Source organism: Shewanella sp. 10N.286.51.B8, from assembly GCF_041469325.1.
In the GTDB taxonomy this organism is placed as follows: Bacteria; Pseudomonadota; Gammaproteobacteria; order Enterobacterales; family Shewanellaceae; genus Shewanella.
Window position 1 is genome coordinate 61,367 of the sequence record NZ_JBFRKG010000019.1, and the last position, 16,735, is coordinate 78,101.

The window sequence follows — 16,735 nt, forward strand, 5'->3', positions numbered from 1 at the left end:
AGTTTGCAATACTTTAACTGAGAGCATCAAAGCGCTTTTCATTGGTTTGCTTTGATGTATGGCGTTAACCCGTTTAGGATTGATTTAGCTATTCACTTTAGCTATTCACTTTAGCTATTTACTTTAGCTATTCACTCTAGCTAATAGTGGTGCCAGCGTGTATTGGCAAGTGAGTGAAAGGCAAAACTAACAGGATGGACAAATGAACAAATCGACCTCTTTATTGATGAGCATGGGTTTGCTGCCAGCGAGCTTAACCTTGTTAGCTGGATTAACTTTATCAGGCTGTAGCCAAGATGTGCCAAAGCAGCAAACTGAGCAATCGACTATGCAATCAAGTGCGCAATCAACTGCGCAATCAAGTGCGCAATCAACTGCAGCAGTTGAAAGTAGCTTGTGTACTCAAGCTTGGTTTAAGCAAGTAGATCAACAACTGATTTCAGGCGATGGTCAAGGTCATGGGCCTGACTTAGGCTCAGATGAATGGCAGTCGGTGATTGAATTTAAGTTAGGTGTAAGGGGCGACACTGATGTGCCAAATCGACACTCTAAGGCTTGGTGCGCGTATGTGCAGCAGAAGTTATCTCAGTAACCAGCTGCCATTATCTATGTGAGTGTTATCCATTTTTATCAGCTCTTATCAAGGGCTGACTTCTGCGTCACTTTAGCGGTTAGCGCTTAAAGAGGGGTGATAGCTGTGCATGCTATGGGGTTTAATCATCTATTACCAAAAAATTGTTGATAATGTAACAACTATTAGCCCCTTTAAGCATAGGGACCTAGCGACTATTATCAACGTTCTTATGTCGTTAGGAAGTTATTTTAATTCTGTTTGCTATGGCGGGGTTAAATAAGCTTATAACCATATAAAGTGCTTAATTAATAATAGTTTTTTACATAAAAAGTTAAAAGTAACTTATTAAATAAGCATTTGTTTTGAGTTTATTTAGCTTAGCTAAGCAAAGTAATGATTTTATTGAATACTTTATAACTTATGGCATTCGGCAGTTGCATTTCCCGTGGATGAAAGCCGGGAATATTAATGAAAGTGGAGACAGTAAATATGACACATCCAATTATTGAAGACTTAAACAATCGCTATACAGCAAAGCGTTATGATCCTTCAAAGCGTGTTTCAAAAGAAGATTTAGCGGTGATCTGTGAGGCGATGCGACTTTCAGCATCTTCAATTAATTCACAGCCTTGGAAGTTTATTGTGCTTGAAAGTGATGCAGCAAAACAAAGAATGCACGACACTTTCGCCAATAAATATCAGTTCAATCAGCCCCATGCTAAAGCCTGTTCTCATATTATTTTATTTGCCCATAACCCTCACTATACCCGTGACGATTATGCCAAAGTGGTTGATAAGGGCATTGAAGATGGTCGCACAAAACCTGAAAATCGCGAGCAAGCTTTTGGTGGTTACTCTTTTGCTGAATTAAATACCGATGCACAGGGCAATAACGAGGCGTGGACACGCTCTCAAGCTTATCTTGCACTGGGTAACACCTTGCATACTTTAGCCCGTTTAGGTATCGACTCGACCACAATGGAAGGGGTTGATAGTAAACTTATCGGTGATATTTTTGCCGAAGAATTAGATGGTTATGAATGCTATGTTGGTTTAGCTATCGGTTACCATCATAGTGATGAAGATTACAATGCCAGCTTACCTAAGTCGCGTCTTGCATTTGATCAAGTGATAAAAATTATTTAATGGCGTAAGCCATAGCCGCTGTGATGACAGTGTTTTGTTACCACTTAGGTAACAAAACACAATGATTAGTCCTTCAAGGCAGCGGCTTTTTTGAGTACGGCTTCTGGCTCTTCAGCTCGCAGCGTCATACCTAATACAATTAATCCCGGCCAAAATAAATAGGCTAGAATTTCTAAATTCTCGCCGAAGGTATATAAACTTAACATCAGTAAAATTGCCATGCCGACTCTGGCCATAGGCTGACTAAATAATCGGATCAATAATATCAAGAAGGTGACTAACATCGGAATTGCTAACGCTACAGCGCCGACAACGCCTTTAACAAACAATAATCCATACCAAGTATGATGCGAGCCTATGGGCATGTATTCCACCATGTGCGGCCCTCGCTCAACGATACCATGGCCAAAGATCACCGCTTCATTCATCCACCTTTCAACGGCAATATCAGCCAAAGCTTGACGAACGCGAGTTGAATCGGCGCGGGCAGCTTTTATGGCGGCAATACTGATTTGTATTTTGTTGATAGTGGCTTCACCGACAACCCCAATAAGTAACATTAACGGGCTAAGTAAAAAGTACAGTAAAGGTGAGCGCACAAGTTTAAATAGGGTGAAAAAGCCGATTAAGGCGAAATAACACACCAAGCCAAGACGGGATTGCGACATTAATACCATCAGTAAGCTGCCTGCAATGCCCCACTTTTTCCAACGTGAATCCTTTTCTTGTACGGCAAAAATAAAATATAAGTTACCTAGCATGCCTAATGCCGGTGCCCATGGGGTAAACAGACGCCAGCGGGGAACGCCGCTGCCAGGGTCGATTTCATATAAACTGACGCTGAAAAACTCAGGCCCTGGGCCACCAATAATGCTCAGTGGCGACACATATAAGGTGCTGGGCAAGCCAACTTTCCAAGCAATTAAAAACAGCGGGAACAGCAAAATAGTATGTTTGCAGACTCTGCAGCAGGCGCGATAAATAATTTCAGGCCGAATAGATAAGCAGCCAATAAGCGGAAATATTGCCAGTAAGGCCCAGCCTTTTGCCCAGCCAATAGATGATTTAATTAATTTGCCAATACCTAAGCCAAAATCGAGGTGGCCGACCACTAAGGCAATAAGCATGAACAACATGCCAAACACCCATACATAATGGCTGATGCTAATTCTATATGTTTGCTGACCTGAAATTTTTTTATAAAGTAAGCGTGCAAATAGCACCCATGCAATCACAGGTGCAATGACATATAAAGCACCAAACAGCCAAAATAAATAACTATAAACAATGCTGTTGTATATTATTTTTTCGTCAACATTTTGCGCAACAATGGTTTGCGGATCCATAAAATGCTCAACCCTAGCAGTAACATGAAAGAAGCGCTTAACCCACCAAAGATAATTAGTATGCTGGCTAATTTATTGGGAGAATGAGCTAAACTCGGCGGCGAAAATAATTGCAACATGGGGTAAGCCGAGTAGATATCTGATTTACCCACATCCAATTTTGCCATCGCAGAGGTTAATACCGTAGTGGCTAACTGGTGTTCACGTTGTAAATCTGCAAGCTTGGCGGCATCATCGTTACTGTGCTGCAAGCGTAGCTCCCACTGATCAATTTGCGCGATCAGTGAATCTACTTCTGATTGCGTCGCTTGTCGTTTTGAGGCTATGGTAATGAACTCTTGCATCATCACTGCGCGGCCATCAACATCATCCACCGTTAGCATCATTAAAATTTTCTCATCTTGAAATCCAATAATGGTATTAAAGCGCTGCTTCATACTATCGAAAATACTGTCTAACTCTGCTTTTAGGGTGACTAATGTCGGGTGACGACGACCCAAGCGCCCAGCATTTTCAATGTAAGTGGTATTGGCGGTGTTGTGTTTTTCAAGTAACTGCTGAAACAGCTTATCATTGTTGAGTTTGAGTAAAATCGCAGCTTGTGAGTCATTAATGCCAAGGTGTTTTTCATAGAGTTCATAGCTGGCATTTAAACCTTGCAGTGACGCTGAAAGGGTCACTTTACTATGGCGTAAGCGCTCAATGGTGATGGCTAACTCTTTAAACTGATCAAGGGTTATTAGGCCTCGCTCAGATTGAAAATCCAGTAATTGCTTTTGAGTTTGCTTTACTCGGGCGTTATAGCTTTTCAGGCTACGTTGAATACCTCGCTCGCGCAGGCTATTTTCATCAAAACGCAGATCATCAAGAATGTCTTGTAAAGAACGATACATAGCCCAGCCACGTTTTTGAGCTTGCTCTGGCGATGCGCCATTAATACTAAACTCCATTAAGCCCGTTTGACTGGGGAGTTTAAGTTTGGGTTTTGGTATTTCATTGCTAGGCACTTTTAAATAAAACGCAGCGGTTTGCATCAGCAAGCTGCTCATGGAAATCGCTTTAAAATTCTCTCTTGGATCAATGGCCGAGCTCATATAAGGCGAGCTATTGGAGCTACTTGCTTGACCAAGGCTGTCAAGGCTTAGGGAAGACCCCGCTGCGACCCCAGGTAATATGACCACCCATTTACTTTCGTATTTGGTGGGGGTTAGCGCGATAAAAACAGCCACCAACAGCCAGACAATGAGCAGTGATATCAAGGCTGTTTTGATGTACAGGCGTTTACGGGCTTTAGGGGTTAAGTGGCTGCCTTCTAATGTGGCGCGTTTAATCCAATATAAATAGGCAAGTTCTGAAAAGCTGGCGTAATCTTGCTCTGTTTCGATGTCAGTGTTTTGTGCGCTTTGGGTTTCATTTTCAAGCTTAACGTCAGTATCAGCACTGGAGCTTGTGTGCGCCCCTGCCCCAGAGTCTGCTTGTTTCTGGCTCTGTTCGCCTTTGCCGCTTTTGCAGTTTCCTTGGCTCATTATTGTCTCCTTACAACCATCCGATAAGGGTTGTTGGCACGACCAATTCAGTTACTGTTCTGGCTATTTCACGGATATTAGTTACGCGAGAGTCATAACAGGCAAGTCCATCACCGGGGAGTAATACTGGGTTTGATTCATTATTCCAGGCCGTTTGAATTAAGCCATCAATTGAGCGTTCGACAATATCTATTTGATTAGATAATGGATTTTTAGTCACTAGGATAACGTAACGACTGGCATTGGTGGTTTGGGCACCACCGACACAGTTGGCCGCAATGGCGCCATTTAGCAAGCGGGTGCCGTAAGGAAAGCGTGTTGCTTCACGGTCTACTGCTGACTGACTATTTGAACTTGCAGGTTGCGTTAAGTTTGACATAAATACCCTGATCCCTGGTGTTGTCAACTGAGAAGGTCTGGCTAATTGATCATTAAATGAATGCGTCGAAGGAACATGTACATGATCGCCAGCCATTAAAGTCATGTTTGGTACTTTCTCTCCCGTTAGCATACCACGTAAATCCATATTGAAAACCTGACCATTACGGATGACCTTAATTGCTGAAATATCAGCATCTGGGCGCACCCCACCAGAAGACTTCACCGCGGCGGCTACATTACGCTGAATGGCTTGGTCACCAGCAAAGTTACTGCCATCATCTTTAAGTTCAATGGGGAGTTTTTTGTTGATCATGTGCTGACCTGGCTCAAATACTGCGCCAGAGGTGGTGATTTCAATAGGTGCCCAGCTAATAGGTAATATACTGATACGCACCGCATGGGCCAACATCAGATTTTCATCGATTAATATGTTTCTGATTTGATTGTTTAATTGATTAAGAGTCAGTCCTGTAACTGAAATTGGCGGTAAATAAGGCAGATAGATATTGCCGTCGGCATCTACTTCCACATCTTTACTAAATTCATCACCATTGAGTATTTTTACCGAAATTTTATCCCCTACAGATAATGACAACGCTTGCTGGGTATCAACCACCATCGACTTATTACCGAAAATTGGCGCAGTAGGGAAAGTCGTATGGTTTGAGGTCACAGCGCTGACCTTTCTGTTATAAGGCGTTTTTTGGCCAAAGTAATGGCAGCTAGTGAGTTGCTGCTCTAAATCACAAACATCTTGCTCAGCTGGTTGCATAGGGGTCACGCAAGCGGTTAAGCCTGCGATAATAGCGATAGAAAGTAGTGATTTGAATATGTTCATTTCTGTTCCCCTTTACGTCCGTGATTTAGTGGTTCCTGCTTAGCTTGCTAACTCTGAGATGATTTGTTCATCAAAGTCAGAGGGTTCAACAATGCTGCTATGACGCAAAAAATCTAACGCTAACGCCTCAGTTTCAAAAATCTCAAAAATATGGTGTAGGCGCGTTAATTCAATTAATGAACGTACCGCAGGACTAGGTGACAGTAATACGATGTTGCCTTGATAATTAAGCGCTTGATTACGGGCGGAGATAAGCACAGATAAGCCACTTGAATCGATGTACTCTAAATGCTGCATGTCGATAACTAAGCGGGTATGGCCTCTATCAATATAATCAACCAGTGCCGCTCGGTAAGTTGGGGTATGAGCCATAAACATTCTGATAGGTAATGTTACTACACTTGCATGTTGGGCTACTTTGATTTCAAATTTCATAACCTGCTCCTAAACATCTATTGATGCGCTAACTTTGATTAACTAAATCGTGATGAGATAAATGACGTCTAAAATTGAATGGGTGGATTAATCATTTATCCTCTGCTTAATCTATAGTTAGCAGGATGCGTGCCAATTATTTAGTTGTTATTAATCAGTGGTTTGAGGTTTTGTTTTGCTGTCGTCTGGCTGTGTGTTGCTTATTGCTAAGCTTTAATTGCGGTTTAAAACTATGTCGTTGCAGAATGCAAAAGCACTGATTACAACTTCACGACCTAGTATTTGCAATTCGCAGTATTGATTTAGTTTATATTGCAGGGAAGGGGCAGCCTAAGTACAGATAATATGAATTTTCGATAAAACGGCTTTGGTTTGATATGGATTGTTTGATATAGAGTGTTTGCTAACTTGTATTTGGGCAAAGACGTATTTCAAGTTGGTTTATGAATGTCTGGACATAACTTTAGCAACTAAATATCTACTAGGTTCTTTCCTAGTAGTGATAAAATATCCGCATTAGAATAACCGAGAAAATCTATGTTTATCCATCATGTTAACGGCATCGACTGGCTGGTGATTACAGCTTTTGAAGAACTTAAAACTTTATTTATTGAAGAAGCTGGTGCGATCCCCTTTTGCTTCTCAACCGCCAGCGAATTGAACCTGATTGATCAAGCCAAGCGCACTTATGGATATTTGCCTGCACTCAGCGGCGTAATCACAGATACTGGCACTTTTCAACGTCAGGATAACGAAGAAGATTTGAACCCACAACTTGCCTGCATAGTTGAGGGGCGTGGTCGGGTATTTATCTATCACGGCGGCTTTGTGGCTTTTGTGGATGACGAGCAAACCTTTATTACCCGAATGGACTGAACATTATTCAGTAAGTTGAAATCGGCGAATTGGCATCCTTAGCCATGCAAAGCTGGATTAACTATGTTGTTATCGCTAATGCTTATCAAGGGTGTGTCGCTATTGGTTTACATTCCGCCCAAAGCATTAGCCCAAGTTTATACTTAATCTCAAGTGAGTGCCTAATACCGTTGCCTGTTGCTGCACCTGATCCATCCATTGATGCATTATCCATAAGCCGCGGCCGTTGGCTTTGTGTTTGTTAGGACAAGTGCTAGGGGGGGCTAGTGGGGTAAAGTTTGAGTTATCTAATATATCAATAATCAACTTGTTATCGTTTTTCTGTAATAACAGCTTAATATCTTCAGCGTCATCAGCGCTGTGCTGTTGCACATTATTGGTGGCTTCGAGTGCACAACTGATGAGTTTGAAGCGTTGTAATGGCTCAACCTTATTGCTGATCAAAAACTGTTCTAGTTCGTCATAAACTTGATCTGCTGTCATTGAATTGATGCTTATGTTCAATTGAGTGTTATTCATATTAACTCCTTAAGCTGTGGGTCACTGTGGGTTAATTCAAAAATATAAGCTGTTAATTTAAGTGCTTATCTTCGTTCTAAATCTAACTCTATAATCAGCAATAATTGGCATACAGTTATCATCACAATGATTGCTATAACTTTTTAATCGGGTGCGGTAAATAGTAGCAGTGACATATCATCTTGGGGTTGCGACTGCTGCCAAAGGTTGAGTAAGTAACTTAAGTGACTCAATAAATTCGCCGCTGGCATGGCTTTAGCTGATAAGCAGCGCTGTTTTAAGCGCTCTAAGCCAAACATGCCAAACTTTGGATGATTAACTTCATACACGCCATCTGAAAACAGCAGTAGTTGCTCACCCGGGTAAAGTTGGTATTGACCACTTTGGTATTGGCAGTGTTTATCAATACCAATTGGCATACCTGTGGGCACATCGATGCTTTGCACATCGAGTTTAGAAATGATTAATGGTAATGGGTGACCTGCATTACACAGTTGTAATTCATGGGTGTTTATATTGATTTTACCTATCATTACAGTGGCAAACTGGCCCAAATTACCAGGATCATCAAAGAGATTGTTTAAGGCATTCATGACCTTTTCTGGCGATTGCTGCCAGTTCATCCTTTGGGGTGATAAGCCTTGGGCGAGGGTAAAACTGAGCATAGCAGCACTGGCACCGTGACCCGATACATCGATAACATAGAAGCCTATCCACTGTTCATCAATTTCAAAGCATTGCAAAATATCGCCTGCAAGTTCCTCTGCGGGTTCAAAATAATGTCGGATAGTCCAATTATTGAAGGCTAAATTATTTTTTGGCAGTAAGGATTGCTGCAAAATCGCAGCTTGGGTCAGTTCAGACTGTTTTTGAGAAAGTAAACTTTGCAGCTGTTGCTTACTTTCAAGTACCGACTTTTTTGCTTGAATGAGCCTTACTGCAGCTTGAATTTTGACTTTTAATACTGAGGCCAAAAAAGGTTTGGTAATGTAATCATCAGCACCTGAGTCCATAGCATAAATCATGTCTTGAGTTTGATCGTTACCGGTTAAAAGCAAGAAGTAACCGGGATCTGTTTTGGTCTTTAGTCTTTTACACAGCTCAACACCGTTCATCCTAGGCATGCGCCAGTCGCTGACAATTAAGTCAAACTGCTGGGTACGGCACTTCTCCAGTGCCGTTAAGCCATCTTCACATTGCACCATCTCAAACTGTACATTTTCCGGCTGAAAACTTTGAATTAAACTGGCAATGTAATAGCGTTCACTGAATGTGTCTTCCACTAACAGGATGGAGATAGTCGACGTTGACGCATTAGCATTTTGCATGGCGATTCTCTATTAAGTTTGTTTAATAACTTATTAAAGCAAAAGCTGTTCCATAATTTTTGAATAATAAAATCAGGTGGTTAAACAGCTTTCTAGTAAGATTTACTATTTGCATTTTCAGATTGGGAATAATTTTTTGCAAAATGCGAACAGGTAATTCATAGTGAGTAATAATGTAGTAAACATTTGCTTTGGAATAGATTTTTGACAGGGTTAAACAGCGCTGTTTGCAAAATGCATCAGGAGAAGGAATTTGTCATTTAGATTAAAAGCGATAATTGCCATTGGATTAATGCAAGTCGTACTATTACTGATGCTAATTGTTAATAGTTTAGCTGTTATCAAAGAGACCAATCAGCAAGAAGCAAGGCAGCAAGCTCAACTTGCAGCGCAGCTGGTGGCTAATAGTATTAACCCTGATAAGGCCCGCGAGTCCATCTTACTGCTTAAACAATCTTTAGAAGCCCACCACATTAGCCATATTGATTCAATCGAAGTATCCAAAGCAGATAAGCTATTGTATTCGGCTCAGCGTAATGGCCAAGGCATGTTTGAGATCATTAAAGCTGTGACCCCAAAAGAGCATACGGTTGAGGTGGTGGCAGTATCTAATAATGGCACTGGCATTCAAATAAGCGTACTTGTTAATACCGATGAATTTGATAATAGCGTTGAAGCAGTGGCGTTGAAATATAGCGCATTAATGATTTTAGTGATCATTTTGATTTCATTTTTATCTTGGTATCAGGGCCTTAAGCTCATCAGACATATTTTTAATATTCAGCATGCCTCAAAGCGGGTGCTTGAAGGGGAATCAGGGGTGCAAGTGGTTGAGCCCGGCACCCAAGATATCACCGATACGACTAACGCCTTTAATGCCATGCTTAAAAACTTGGATGAAAAACGCAGTGATTTACAAGGTGCCAATGTTCGCTTAAATACCATATTAGATTCAGCGGCTGATGGCTTTGTCATTATTGATGTTAACGGCGTGATTAATGAAGTGAATAATGCCGTCAGTAAGTTATTTGGCTATGAAAAAGCACAGCTTATTGATGAAAATGTGTCTATTTTAATGCCGATGGCAGATCGCTTTATGCATGATGGCTATATCAAGCATTATCTTACAACGGGTGATGCAAAAATTATTGGTAACAGTCGTGAGTTAAAAGCGCAGCATAAAGATGGCAGCTTATTTCCTATCGAGCTAACCATTTCAAAAATGCAAATTGATGGTGAGATTCTATTTTTAGGCTTTATCAAAGATTTAACCGAACTTAAAAAAGAGCAACAAACCGCTGCCAGAACTCAATCTATTTTGGTGGCAACCATTGAAGCCACCCATGATGCGTTAATCTCTATTGATATTAGCGGCAGAGTGGTTGAGTTTAATGCTGCGGCGGTCAAACTGTTTGGCTATGAGCGCGAAGAGGCATTAGGTGAAAGGCTGGAAGATTTAATTATTCCCGCAGGTTTCCATAGTGCCCATAAAAATGGCATGGAGCATCACCGCCGCACTGGTGAAGGGCCTGTGCTGAATAATCGCATCGAAGTTCCTGCCCATAATAAAGCTGGCGAGGAGTTTCCGGTTGAATTGCGGGTGATCCCCATTCAATTAGGTGATGAAATGTTCTTCACCGCTTTTTTACGCAATATTTCAGAGCAAAAATCCAGAGAAGAAGAATTAAGATTAGCCAAAGAGCAAGCAGAGGCGGGCAGTGAAGCTAAGTCACGATTTTTAGCCACTATGAGCCATGAAATTCGCTCACCACTGAATGCCGTACTTGGCAGTGTTGATTTGCTTTTAGACTCTCAACTTGAAAAGGGCCAGCGCATGTATGCTCGCGCGGCTAAAGAAGCGGGCTCAGTCTTGTTAAGTACCATTAATGATATTTTGGACTTCTCGAAGATTGAAGCTGGGCAAATGCAACTGGAAGCTAAAGAGTTTCAACCTGATAAGTTAGTCGCGCAAGTGTTACAGATTTTGTCCCATAAAGCCCATGATAAAGGAGTGCATCTTGGCAGTGTTATTGACCGAGATGTACCGCAAATTTTAATCGGAGATGCGCAGCGTATTAGGCAAGTGCTGCAAAACCTGGTGGATAATGCGATTAAGTTTTCAACCGATGGGTGTATTGCTGTTGAGATTGAGATTATCAACCGCGATAACGGCAAGGTGCAACTGAGCTGTAAGGTAAAAGATCAAGGCATTGGGATCAGTGAAATATCACAACAGAAGTTATTTAGAGAGTTTTCTCAGGTTCATGACACGCATACCACCAGTTATGCAGGTACAGGCTTAGGCTTAGCCATATGTTCTGAACTGGCTAAAATGATGGGGGGCAACCTCAGCGTTCAAAGCCAACTAGGCCAAGGAAGTGAGTTTACATTAACTGTGGTACTTGATGAACCTGCTGAAATAACAACTGTTGATATTGCTTTATCAACAGCGCCTCGGGTGTTAGTGATTCACCCCGATATGACCCTTTGTGAGTTAATTGAAAAGCAATACCGCCAATATGGCGTCGAGACATGCTTTGCGCATCAGCTCAGCGAGCTTGATAGTCAATCAAGCAACAACGGCCAATTTGATGTCATCATGCTCGATGAAAGCTGTATTTTAGACTGTGAACATCAAAGCGTAGAGGGCTTATCAAATCGCTATTTGACTAAGACAGGCTATATCACGGCTTTGTTATCTGGGGTGAATACACAAGTGCAGGCGCGCAGTACTGACTTAGGCATAGTCGAGTCTGTCAGCAAGCCGTTAAGCCGAGAGATATTACTAAGCTTAATCAGTAATGCCAGTAATGTAGAAAAGAGTGATAAGCAGATCATTGAAAGTAAATTAACCCTGCCTGATGGCTGTAAATTATTACTCGCAGAAGATAGCCCAGTAAACCAAATGGTCGCAGGTACGATATTGACCAATAGCGGCGCAGTCATGACCTATGCTAATAACGGTGTAGAAGCGGTAGAGATAGGGTTAAAGCAAGAGTTTGATTTAATTTTGATGGATATTCGTATGCCTGAAATGGATGGCCTTGAAGCGTGCCGTAAAATTTTAGCCAGTAAGCCTGATCAAATTATCTTGGCCATGTCAGCCAACGTATTCAGTGAAGAGGTTGCAGCATGTAAAGACGCCGGCATGCTTGGGTTTATTGGTAAGCCGGTTAAAAAGCAGGATTTGATCTCTGGGATAAATTACTGGTTAACTCAGGTGAAGGGCAATGCTAATGACGCGATGGAAATAACTCATGAGGTTAGTGACGAGGTTAGTGATATTGCTGCAGAGAAAGAAACTCACATTAAGCCAACAGCTGAGGTAAATGAAATCCTATTAGCTGACACCTCAAATGGCTTAATAGCTGAAACCACACATGAATCTATAACTGAAACCATAAATGAAACAATAGCTGATGATGTGTTGTTGGATCAGCAGGTGTTTGATGAGTTACTAAAAGCGGTAGGTGAAGCAAGCTTAGTTAAAATGATGAAGGTATTTCATAATGAAACTAAGATGCGTATCGATATTTTAAAAACCATCACTGCCAATGGAAGCCGAGCAGAGATTGAAGATCAAGTTCATACCATTAAAAGTAGTGCAGGCAGTTTTGGGGCGCAAAAGTTATCTGAAGTAGCCATTTTACTTGAGGCTGCAGCCAGAACCGAAGATGAACCTTTAGCCGCATTATTTGAGCAGATATTTGTGGTTGCTGAGCAAAGCTTGACGTTAATTGAGCAACGATTTGATATCGGTCATAAATAATTAAATAAGGAAGTTACCCATGGGATTTAGTGCCGTTCTTGTAGAAGATAGTATGTCATTAGGCGCATTGTACAGCGAATACCTTTGTGCCGAAGGCGCCGAAGTCACCTTGGTTAATTTTGGTGAAGATGCATTAAAAGAACTTGCCCGTAAACAACCAGACTTATTAGTGTTAGATATTAAATTGCCGGATATGTCGGGAATGGATATTTTGACCAAAGTGCAGCAAGACTACCCGCAGATCACCGTCATTATGATCACTGCTTATGGCACCATTGATTTAGCCGTAGATGCCATGCGCGCCGGTGCGTTTGATTTTCTAGTTAAGCCTTTTGATAGTAAAAGGTTGGCGATTACTGTGCGTAATGCTCTGAAGCAAAAAGACTTATTGGCACTTGTGACCAATTATGAAAATAGCCTCCCAAAAACCAATTTTCATGGCTTTATTGGTGACTCCTTAGCCATGCAAACCGTATATAACACCATTGATTGCGTGGCCAACAGTAAAGCGTCAGTGTTTGTGATGGGCGAAAGTGGCACAGGTAAAGAGGTTTGCGCCCAAGCGATCCATCAAGCAGGAACACGAGCACAAGAAGCTTTTATTGCTTTAAACTGCGCCTCAATTCCGAAAGATTTAATTGAAAGCGAAATTTTTGGTCACACCAAAGGTGCGTTTACTGGCGCTGTGAGTAATCGTGATGGCGCAGCAACTCGTGCTGATGGTGGCACTTTGTTTCTTGATGAACTGTGTGAAATGGATTTAGAGTTGCAAAGTAAATTGCTACGCTTTATTCAAACTGGGGTATTTCAGCGTGTAGGCGGCACTAAAGAAGAAAAAGTTGATGTGCGTTTTATTAGTGCCACCAACCGAGACCCATGGAAAGAAGTGCAAGAAGGACGCTTTCGGGAAGATTTATATTATCGCTTACATGTTATCCCTATAGAACTGCCGCCTTTAAGACAAAGGGGCAAAGACGTGATGTCTATTGCTAAAAAGCTGTTGAAGCAATACAGCAAAGAAGAGGGCAAATCTTTTAAACGTTTCTCTACCGAAGTTGAACGTTGCTTTGTCAATTACCCATGGCCAGGTAACGTGCGTCAACTGCAGAATGTGATCAGGCAAATTGTAGTGCTTAACACAGCCGAAGAAGTGTCTTTGGCCATGTTACCTGCGCAAATGACTGCGCAAATGACTGCGCAAATGAGCACCGCAGTGTCATTGTCGATGACAGATTTAAACACCTCAGCCGCACCAGTAGAGGCAAAGGCGCATTATGCAAGCGAGTCAGGCTTTGAAAATGCGGCTCAACAGGCCCTACAAAAAACAACAGAAACAGCTCCTAATCAACAAACTCAGGTCGTTGATGATGATATACAGCCATTGTGGTTAATCGAAAAAATGACCATTGAAACCGCTATTGAGCAATGTGACGGTAATATTCCAAAAGCCGCGGGTTTATTAGATGTAAGCCCTTCGACTATCTATCGTAAAAAGCAGCAATGGGAAGATAAAGGTTTGTAGTTTAAAGAGTCTGTTTTAGCTTTAGTTACATAGGAAATACAGAAAAGCCCATCAAATGATGGGCTTTATTATATTTCAGTGTGTTAATTTGCTATTGTGATTAGCAATTAAAAATCGCGTTCCCAACCAGCGTAAACGGTGGTTTCCCAATCGCTGCTGGTATCAACTTCAGGATACTCACTGTAGCCAACAGTGCCGCCAAGTTTTAACTTACCTTCATAAAATGGTCGGTGGTAACTGGCATCAAGCTGCAACAAACGCTCATAACGGCCAGGGGATACCGGATTTCCACCAGTTGGGTTACCAGTGTCTACCCCATCAAAGTTAAGTTTGGCATAACGAAACTTAGTCGATAAGCTTTGGCCATGTTGTAGTTGAGTAATACCACCTAACACCACAACGCGAGAATCATTATCATAGGTGCTGCCTAAGCTGCGGCCATAGTAACGATAACCACTTTTATAAAAGCCGTGTTCATACATGCAGTTGTAGACGTTAGAGTCTTCGCCACAGGCAGCTGCAGTATCTGAGTATTCAGCAAAAAAACGGGTGTTAAGTGAGGCAATAAAAACATCTACCCCACCCATGTTTGAGGCGTTAATCAGCTTATGTTTCTCATTGTGATAGTCTTCGTGGATGCGCTCGTAGTAAATACCATAAGGTACGCCCCAAGCGGTATCAGACCATCTAAAATCGTAACCTGCGAGCATGTTTTCTTGACCGTTTTCAAGCTCACTTTCAGACATCCCGCCATTAAATAAGCCATCCCACCAATCAGACAAGCTGTTGCCGTAGCCTTCACCGCCCCATTGCATGGTCCAAGAAAAGCCAATTTCTAATTTTGAAATGGGTCTTAGGGTACCACGAGCGCCCCAATGCTGGGTGTCAGGCACATAGCGATCACTTTCCATTTGGCTAAAGCTGGTGGTAAAGGTCCACGGACCAACCCAGTTTAACCAAGGGGTTTCAAAGGCATTACTGTCATTACGAGAAAAGGTAATGCCTGGCATAGGTCTGGCATTGGTGGTTTGGATTAAACCTGAGTCCCAACTTGGGCCCCAATATTTTTGCACTGCGCCGCCAGTGACAATCCAGTTACCCAGTTTGACTGCTGCAAAGCTATTATCTAGGCGAGTTTCATTGCCATCTGCTGAGTCGTAATGGTAACTCGCTGCTAAGCGGCCACTAAACCAGTCTTGGGTGACTTCTGCTGTAAATTCAACTTCAGCTTTGTCGCGATAGTCATTACCGTAACCAATAAAGCGAGCTTTTTCATTGGCGCCACTTAAGCTTGCACCTAAAGTCACAGCTTGGTGATCTTTATTGTAAGCGCGCATAACACGATGATAAGCATCTTTTTGATGCACCGACATTGGGCTGTCAGCAGCATTATCTAAATCTTTTTTTATCCCAGACCACATCAAAGGAAAGGTAGTCACAGGCTGAATAATAACGCCAGTATCAGAAAGTAATTGTATATCTGCTCTAAGCGGCAAGTCTGTAGGTTCCACCCACCAAGCGGCTTGGGTAGAAAAGCTAGTAAATAGTGCTATCCCTGCTAGTATTTTTAACTTCATTGAATGCTCTTTGGGGTGAAATGACTCACCAAATGATAAAAATTAGTTGTTAGCGCTATGATAACAGCCAATTGTGTAATTAACGTATTGAGAAAAGCAATTTTTACTGAATGTTACAAAACACTCAAGCCTCGCGGCACAAAGGTAGCCAGTTAGTTACAAAAAATATTGATGCAGCCTGAGGATTAATTTTTTGTATTAATTGATAATTAGTCAATGATTAGCGCAAGCAGCGAATGGCTGCAGAGCAGTAGGCCTGCAATATGCAATCCTGTAAGCTAGTAAAATTAAGCTGCCAGAACTGTTTGGCAGATATTCGATATTTTGAAAACTGTGAAACCTTATATATGAAAATAGTGTTATTAACCCATGAGCGAGAGCTAACCAGAGCAACCAATACTGGCCAGTGGGTTACGCAAGTCTTGGCTGATGCTGCGCCGGTGATCACTTGGCAACGTAAATCCCCAAGTGATGAGTTATTGCAAATGATCGCCTCAGGAAAAGTGGCTTTAGTGTTCCCATCTGAAGAGGAGACAAACCCGTTAAAGGTTGATGATGAGGCTTTTTCAGAAAAGTCGTCTAAGGCTGCAGTTATCCCTTCATCTACTACATCTAAACCGTCAGCTTTAGCTCAGTTTGATGCGCTAGTGATCATCGATGCCACCTGGCAAGAAGCGCGCAAAATGTATAACCGCAGCCCTTATTTACAGGCGCTTGAAAAAGTCAGCTTAACGCCGAAACATGCATCTTTATATCAATTAAGGCGCAATCAAGTAGAAGGGGGGTTATGCACTGCAGAGTGCGCGATTGAAATACTCAATGAGATTGGAGAAAACGAGCTGGCCGCTGAAATTACCGCGCTATTATTGCAGCAGTTGAATCTCAAGGCGTAAACTCA

The 16,735-nt window shown here is 42.0% G+C and carries 13 protein-coding genes; 6 read left to right on the top strand and 7 right to left on the bottom strand.

Annotated elements, in window-relative coordinates:
- The first annotated feature begins 202 nt into the window (after positions 1–202).
- Together AB4160_RS09055 and AB4160_RS09060 are read left to right on the top strand one after the other, a co-directional pair.
- Positions 203–592 (top strand): hypothetical protein, encoded by a 390-nt coding sequence (locus AB4160_RS09055; protein WP_303446389.1) that lies wholly within the window; start codon positions 203–205, stop codon positions 590–592.
- Positions 593–1,063: 471 nt separating this feature from the next.
- Positions 1,064–1,720, top strand: a complete 657-nt coding sequence (locus tag AB4160_RS09060) for an NAD(P)H-dependent oxidoreductase (RefSeq protein ID WP_102439631.1) — start codon at positions 1,064–1,066, stop codon at positions 1,718–1,720.
- A 65-nt stretch (positions 1,721–1,785) separates the two neighbouring features.
- Here AB4160_RS09060 and AB4160_RS09065 read toward each other — a convergent pair whose 3' ends face one another.
- Genes AB4160_RS09065 through AB4160_RS09080 form a run of 4 tightly spaced genes read right to left on the bottom strand, consistent with a single transcriptional unit; the run spans position 1,786 to position 6,246 of the window.
- A complete protein-coding gene (locus AB4160_RS09065) occupies positions 1,786–3,066 on the bottom strand; it encodes a capsular biosynthesis protein (RefSeq protein WP_102519059.1) in 1,281 nt (426 codons plus the stop codon).
- Positions 3,021–4,592, bottom strand: a complete 1,572-nt coding sequence (locus AB4160_RS09070) for an exopolysaccharide biosynthesis protein (protein WP_241904064.1) — start codon at positions 4,590–4,592, stop codon at positions 3,021–3,023. The genes AB4160_RS09065 and AB4160_RS09070 overlap by 46 nt, the downstream gene beginning before the upstream one ends.
- A 10-nt stretch (positions 4,593–4,602) precedes the next feature.
- Complete coding sequence (locus tag AB4160_RS09075; RefSeq protein ID WP_102439629.1) at positions 4,603–5,811, bottom strand: polysaccharide biosynthesis/export family protein; 1,209 nt, start codon at positions 5,809–5,811, stop codon at positions 4,603–4,605.
- A gap of 39 nt (positions 5,812–5,850) precedes the next feature.
- Complete coding sequence (locus AB4160_RS09080) at positions 5,851–6,246, bottom strand: STAS domain-containing protein (protein WP_076542877.1); 396 nt, start codon at positions 6,244–6,246, stop codon at positions 5,851–5,853.
- Between the two features lie 537 nt (positions 6,247–6,783).
- On the opposite strand from AB4160_RS09080, the gene AB4160_RS09085 reads away from it, so the two are divergent.
- Positions 6,784–7,122 (top strand): cytosolic protein, encoded by a 339-nt coding sequence (locus AB4160_RS09085; protein WP_102439628.1) that lies wholly within the window; start codon positions 6,784–6,786, stop codon positions 7,120–7,122.
- Positions 7,123–7,248: 126 nt separating this feature from the next.
- On the opposite strand, the gene AB4160_RS09090 is transcribed toward AB4160_RS09085, so the two are convergent.
- Positions 7,249–7,641: an ATP-binding protein gene (locus tag AB4160_RS09090; RefSeq protein ID WP_102439627.1), complete on the bottom strand. Its 393-nt coding sequence runs from the start codon at positions 7,639–7,641 to the stop codon at positions 7,249–7,251.
- 143 nt (positions 7,642–7,784) lie between these two features.
- Entirely contained in the window at positions 7,785–8,969 is a 1,185-nt protein-coding gene (locus AB4160_RS09095; RefSeq protein WP_102439626.1) for a SpoIIE family protein phosphatase, read from the bottom strand.
- 253 nt (positions 8,970–9,222) lie between these two features.
- Here AB4160_RS09095 and AB4160_RS09100 point away from each other — a divergent pair, with 253 nt between their 5' ends.
- A complete protein-coding gene (locus AB4160_RS09100) occupies positions 9,223–12,738 on the top strand; it encodes a PAS domain S-box protein (RefSeq protein ID WP_372004282.1) in 3,516 nt (1,171 codons plus the stop codon).
- A 19-nt stretch (positions 12,739–12,757) separates the two neighbouring features.
- Complete coding sequence (locus AB4160_RS09105) at positions 12,758–14,260, top strand: sigma-54 dependent transcriptional regulator (protein ID WP_102519053.1); 1,503 nt, start codon at positions 12,758–12,760, stop codon at positions 14,258–14,260.
- A 107-nt stretch (positions 14,261–14,367) separates the two neighbouring features.
- Here the strand turns inward: AB4160_RS09105 and AB4160_RS09110 are convergent, their stop codons facing one another.
- Positions 14,368–15,837: a capsule assembly Wzi family protein gene (locus AB4160_RS09110; protein WP_303413621.1), complete on the bottom strand. Its 1,470-nt coding sequence runs from the start codon at positions 15,835–15,837 to the stop codon at positions 14,368–14,370.
- 305 nt (positions 15,838–16,142) lie between these two features.
- Here AB4160_RS09110 and AB4160_RS09115 point away from each other — a divergent pair, with 305 nt between their 5' ends.
- A complete protein-coding gene (locus tag AB4160_RS09115; protein WP_157936099.1) occupies positions 16,143–16,730 on the top strand; it encodes a tRNA-uridine aminocarboxypropyltransferase in 588 nt (195 codons plus the stop codon).
- The last annotated feature ends 5 nt before the right edge of the window (positions 16,731–16,735 follow it).

Bases quoted from the DNA above. Each gene is read 5' to 3' on its own strand.
- AB4160_RS09070 (WP_241904064.1), bottom strand. From the start codon at position 4,592: ATGAGCCAAGGAAACTGCAAAAGCGGCAAAGGCGAACAGAGCCAGAAA.
- AB4160_RS09055 (WP_303446389.1), top strand. From the start codon at position 203: ATGAACAAATCGACCTCTTTATTGATGAGCATGGGTTTGCTGCCAGCG.
- AB4160_RS09075 (WP_102439629.1), bottom strand. From the start codon at position 5,811: ATGAACATATTCAAATCACTACTTTCTATCGCTATTATCGCAGGCTTA.
- AB4160_RS09110 (WP_303413621.1), bottom strand. From the start codon at position 15,837: ATGAAGTTAAAAATACTAGCAGGGATAGCACTATTTACTAGCTTTTCT.
- AB4160_RS09060 (WP_102439631.1), top strand. From the start codon at position 1,064: ATGACACATCCAATTATTGAAGACTTAAACAATCGCTATACAGCAAAG.
- AB4160_RS09065 (WP_102519059.1), bottom strand. From the start codon at position 3,066: ATGGATCCGCAAACCATTGTTGCGCAAAATGTTGACGAAAAAATAATA.
- AB4160_RS09105 (WP_102519053.1), top strand. From the start codon at position 12,758: ATGGGATTTAGTGCCGTTCTTGTAGAAGATAGTATGTCATTAGGCGCA.
- AB4160_RS09085 (WP_102439628.1), top strand. From the start codon at position 6,784: ATGTTTATCCATCATGTTAACGGCATCGACTGGCTGGTGATTACAGCT.
- AB4160_RS09090 (WP_102439627.1), bottom strand. From the start codon at position 7,641: ATGAATAACACTCAATTGAACATAAGCATCAATTCAATGACAGCAGAT.
- AB4160_RS09080 (WP_076542877.1), bottom strand. From the start codon at position 6,246: ATGAAATTTGAAATCAAAGTAGCCCAACATGCAAGTGTAGTAACATTA.
- AB4160_RS09095 (WP_102439626.1), bottom strand. From the start codon at position 8,969: ATGCAAAATGCTAATGCGTCAACGTCGACTATCTCCATCCTGTTAGTG.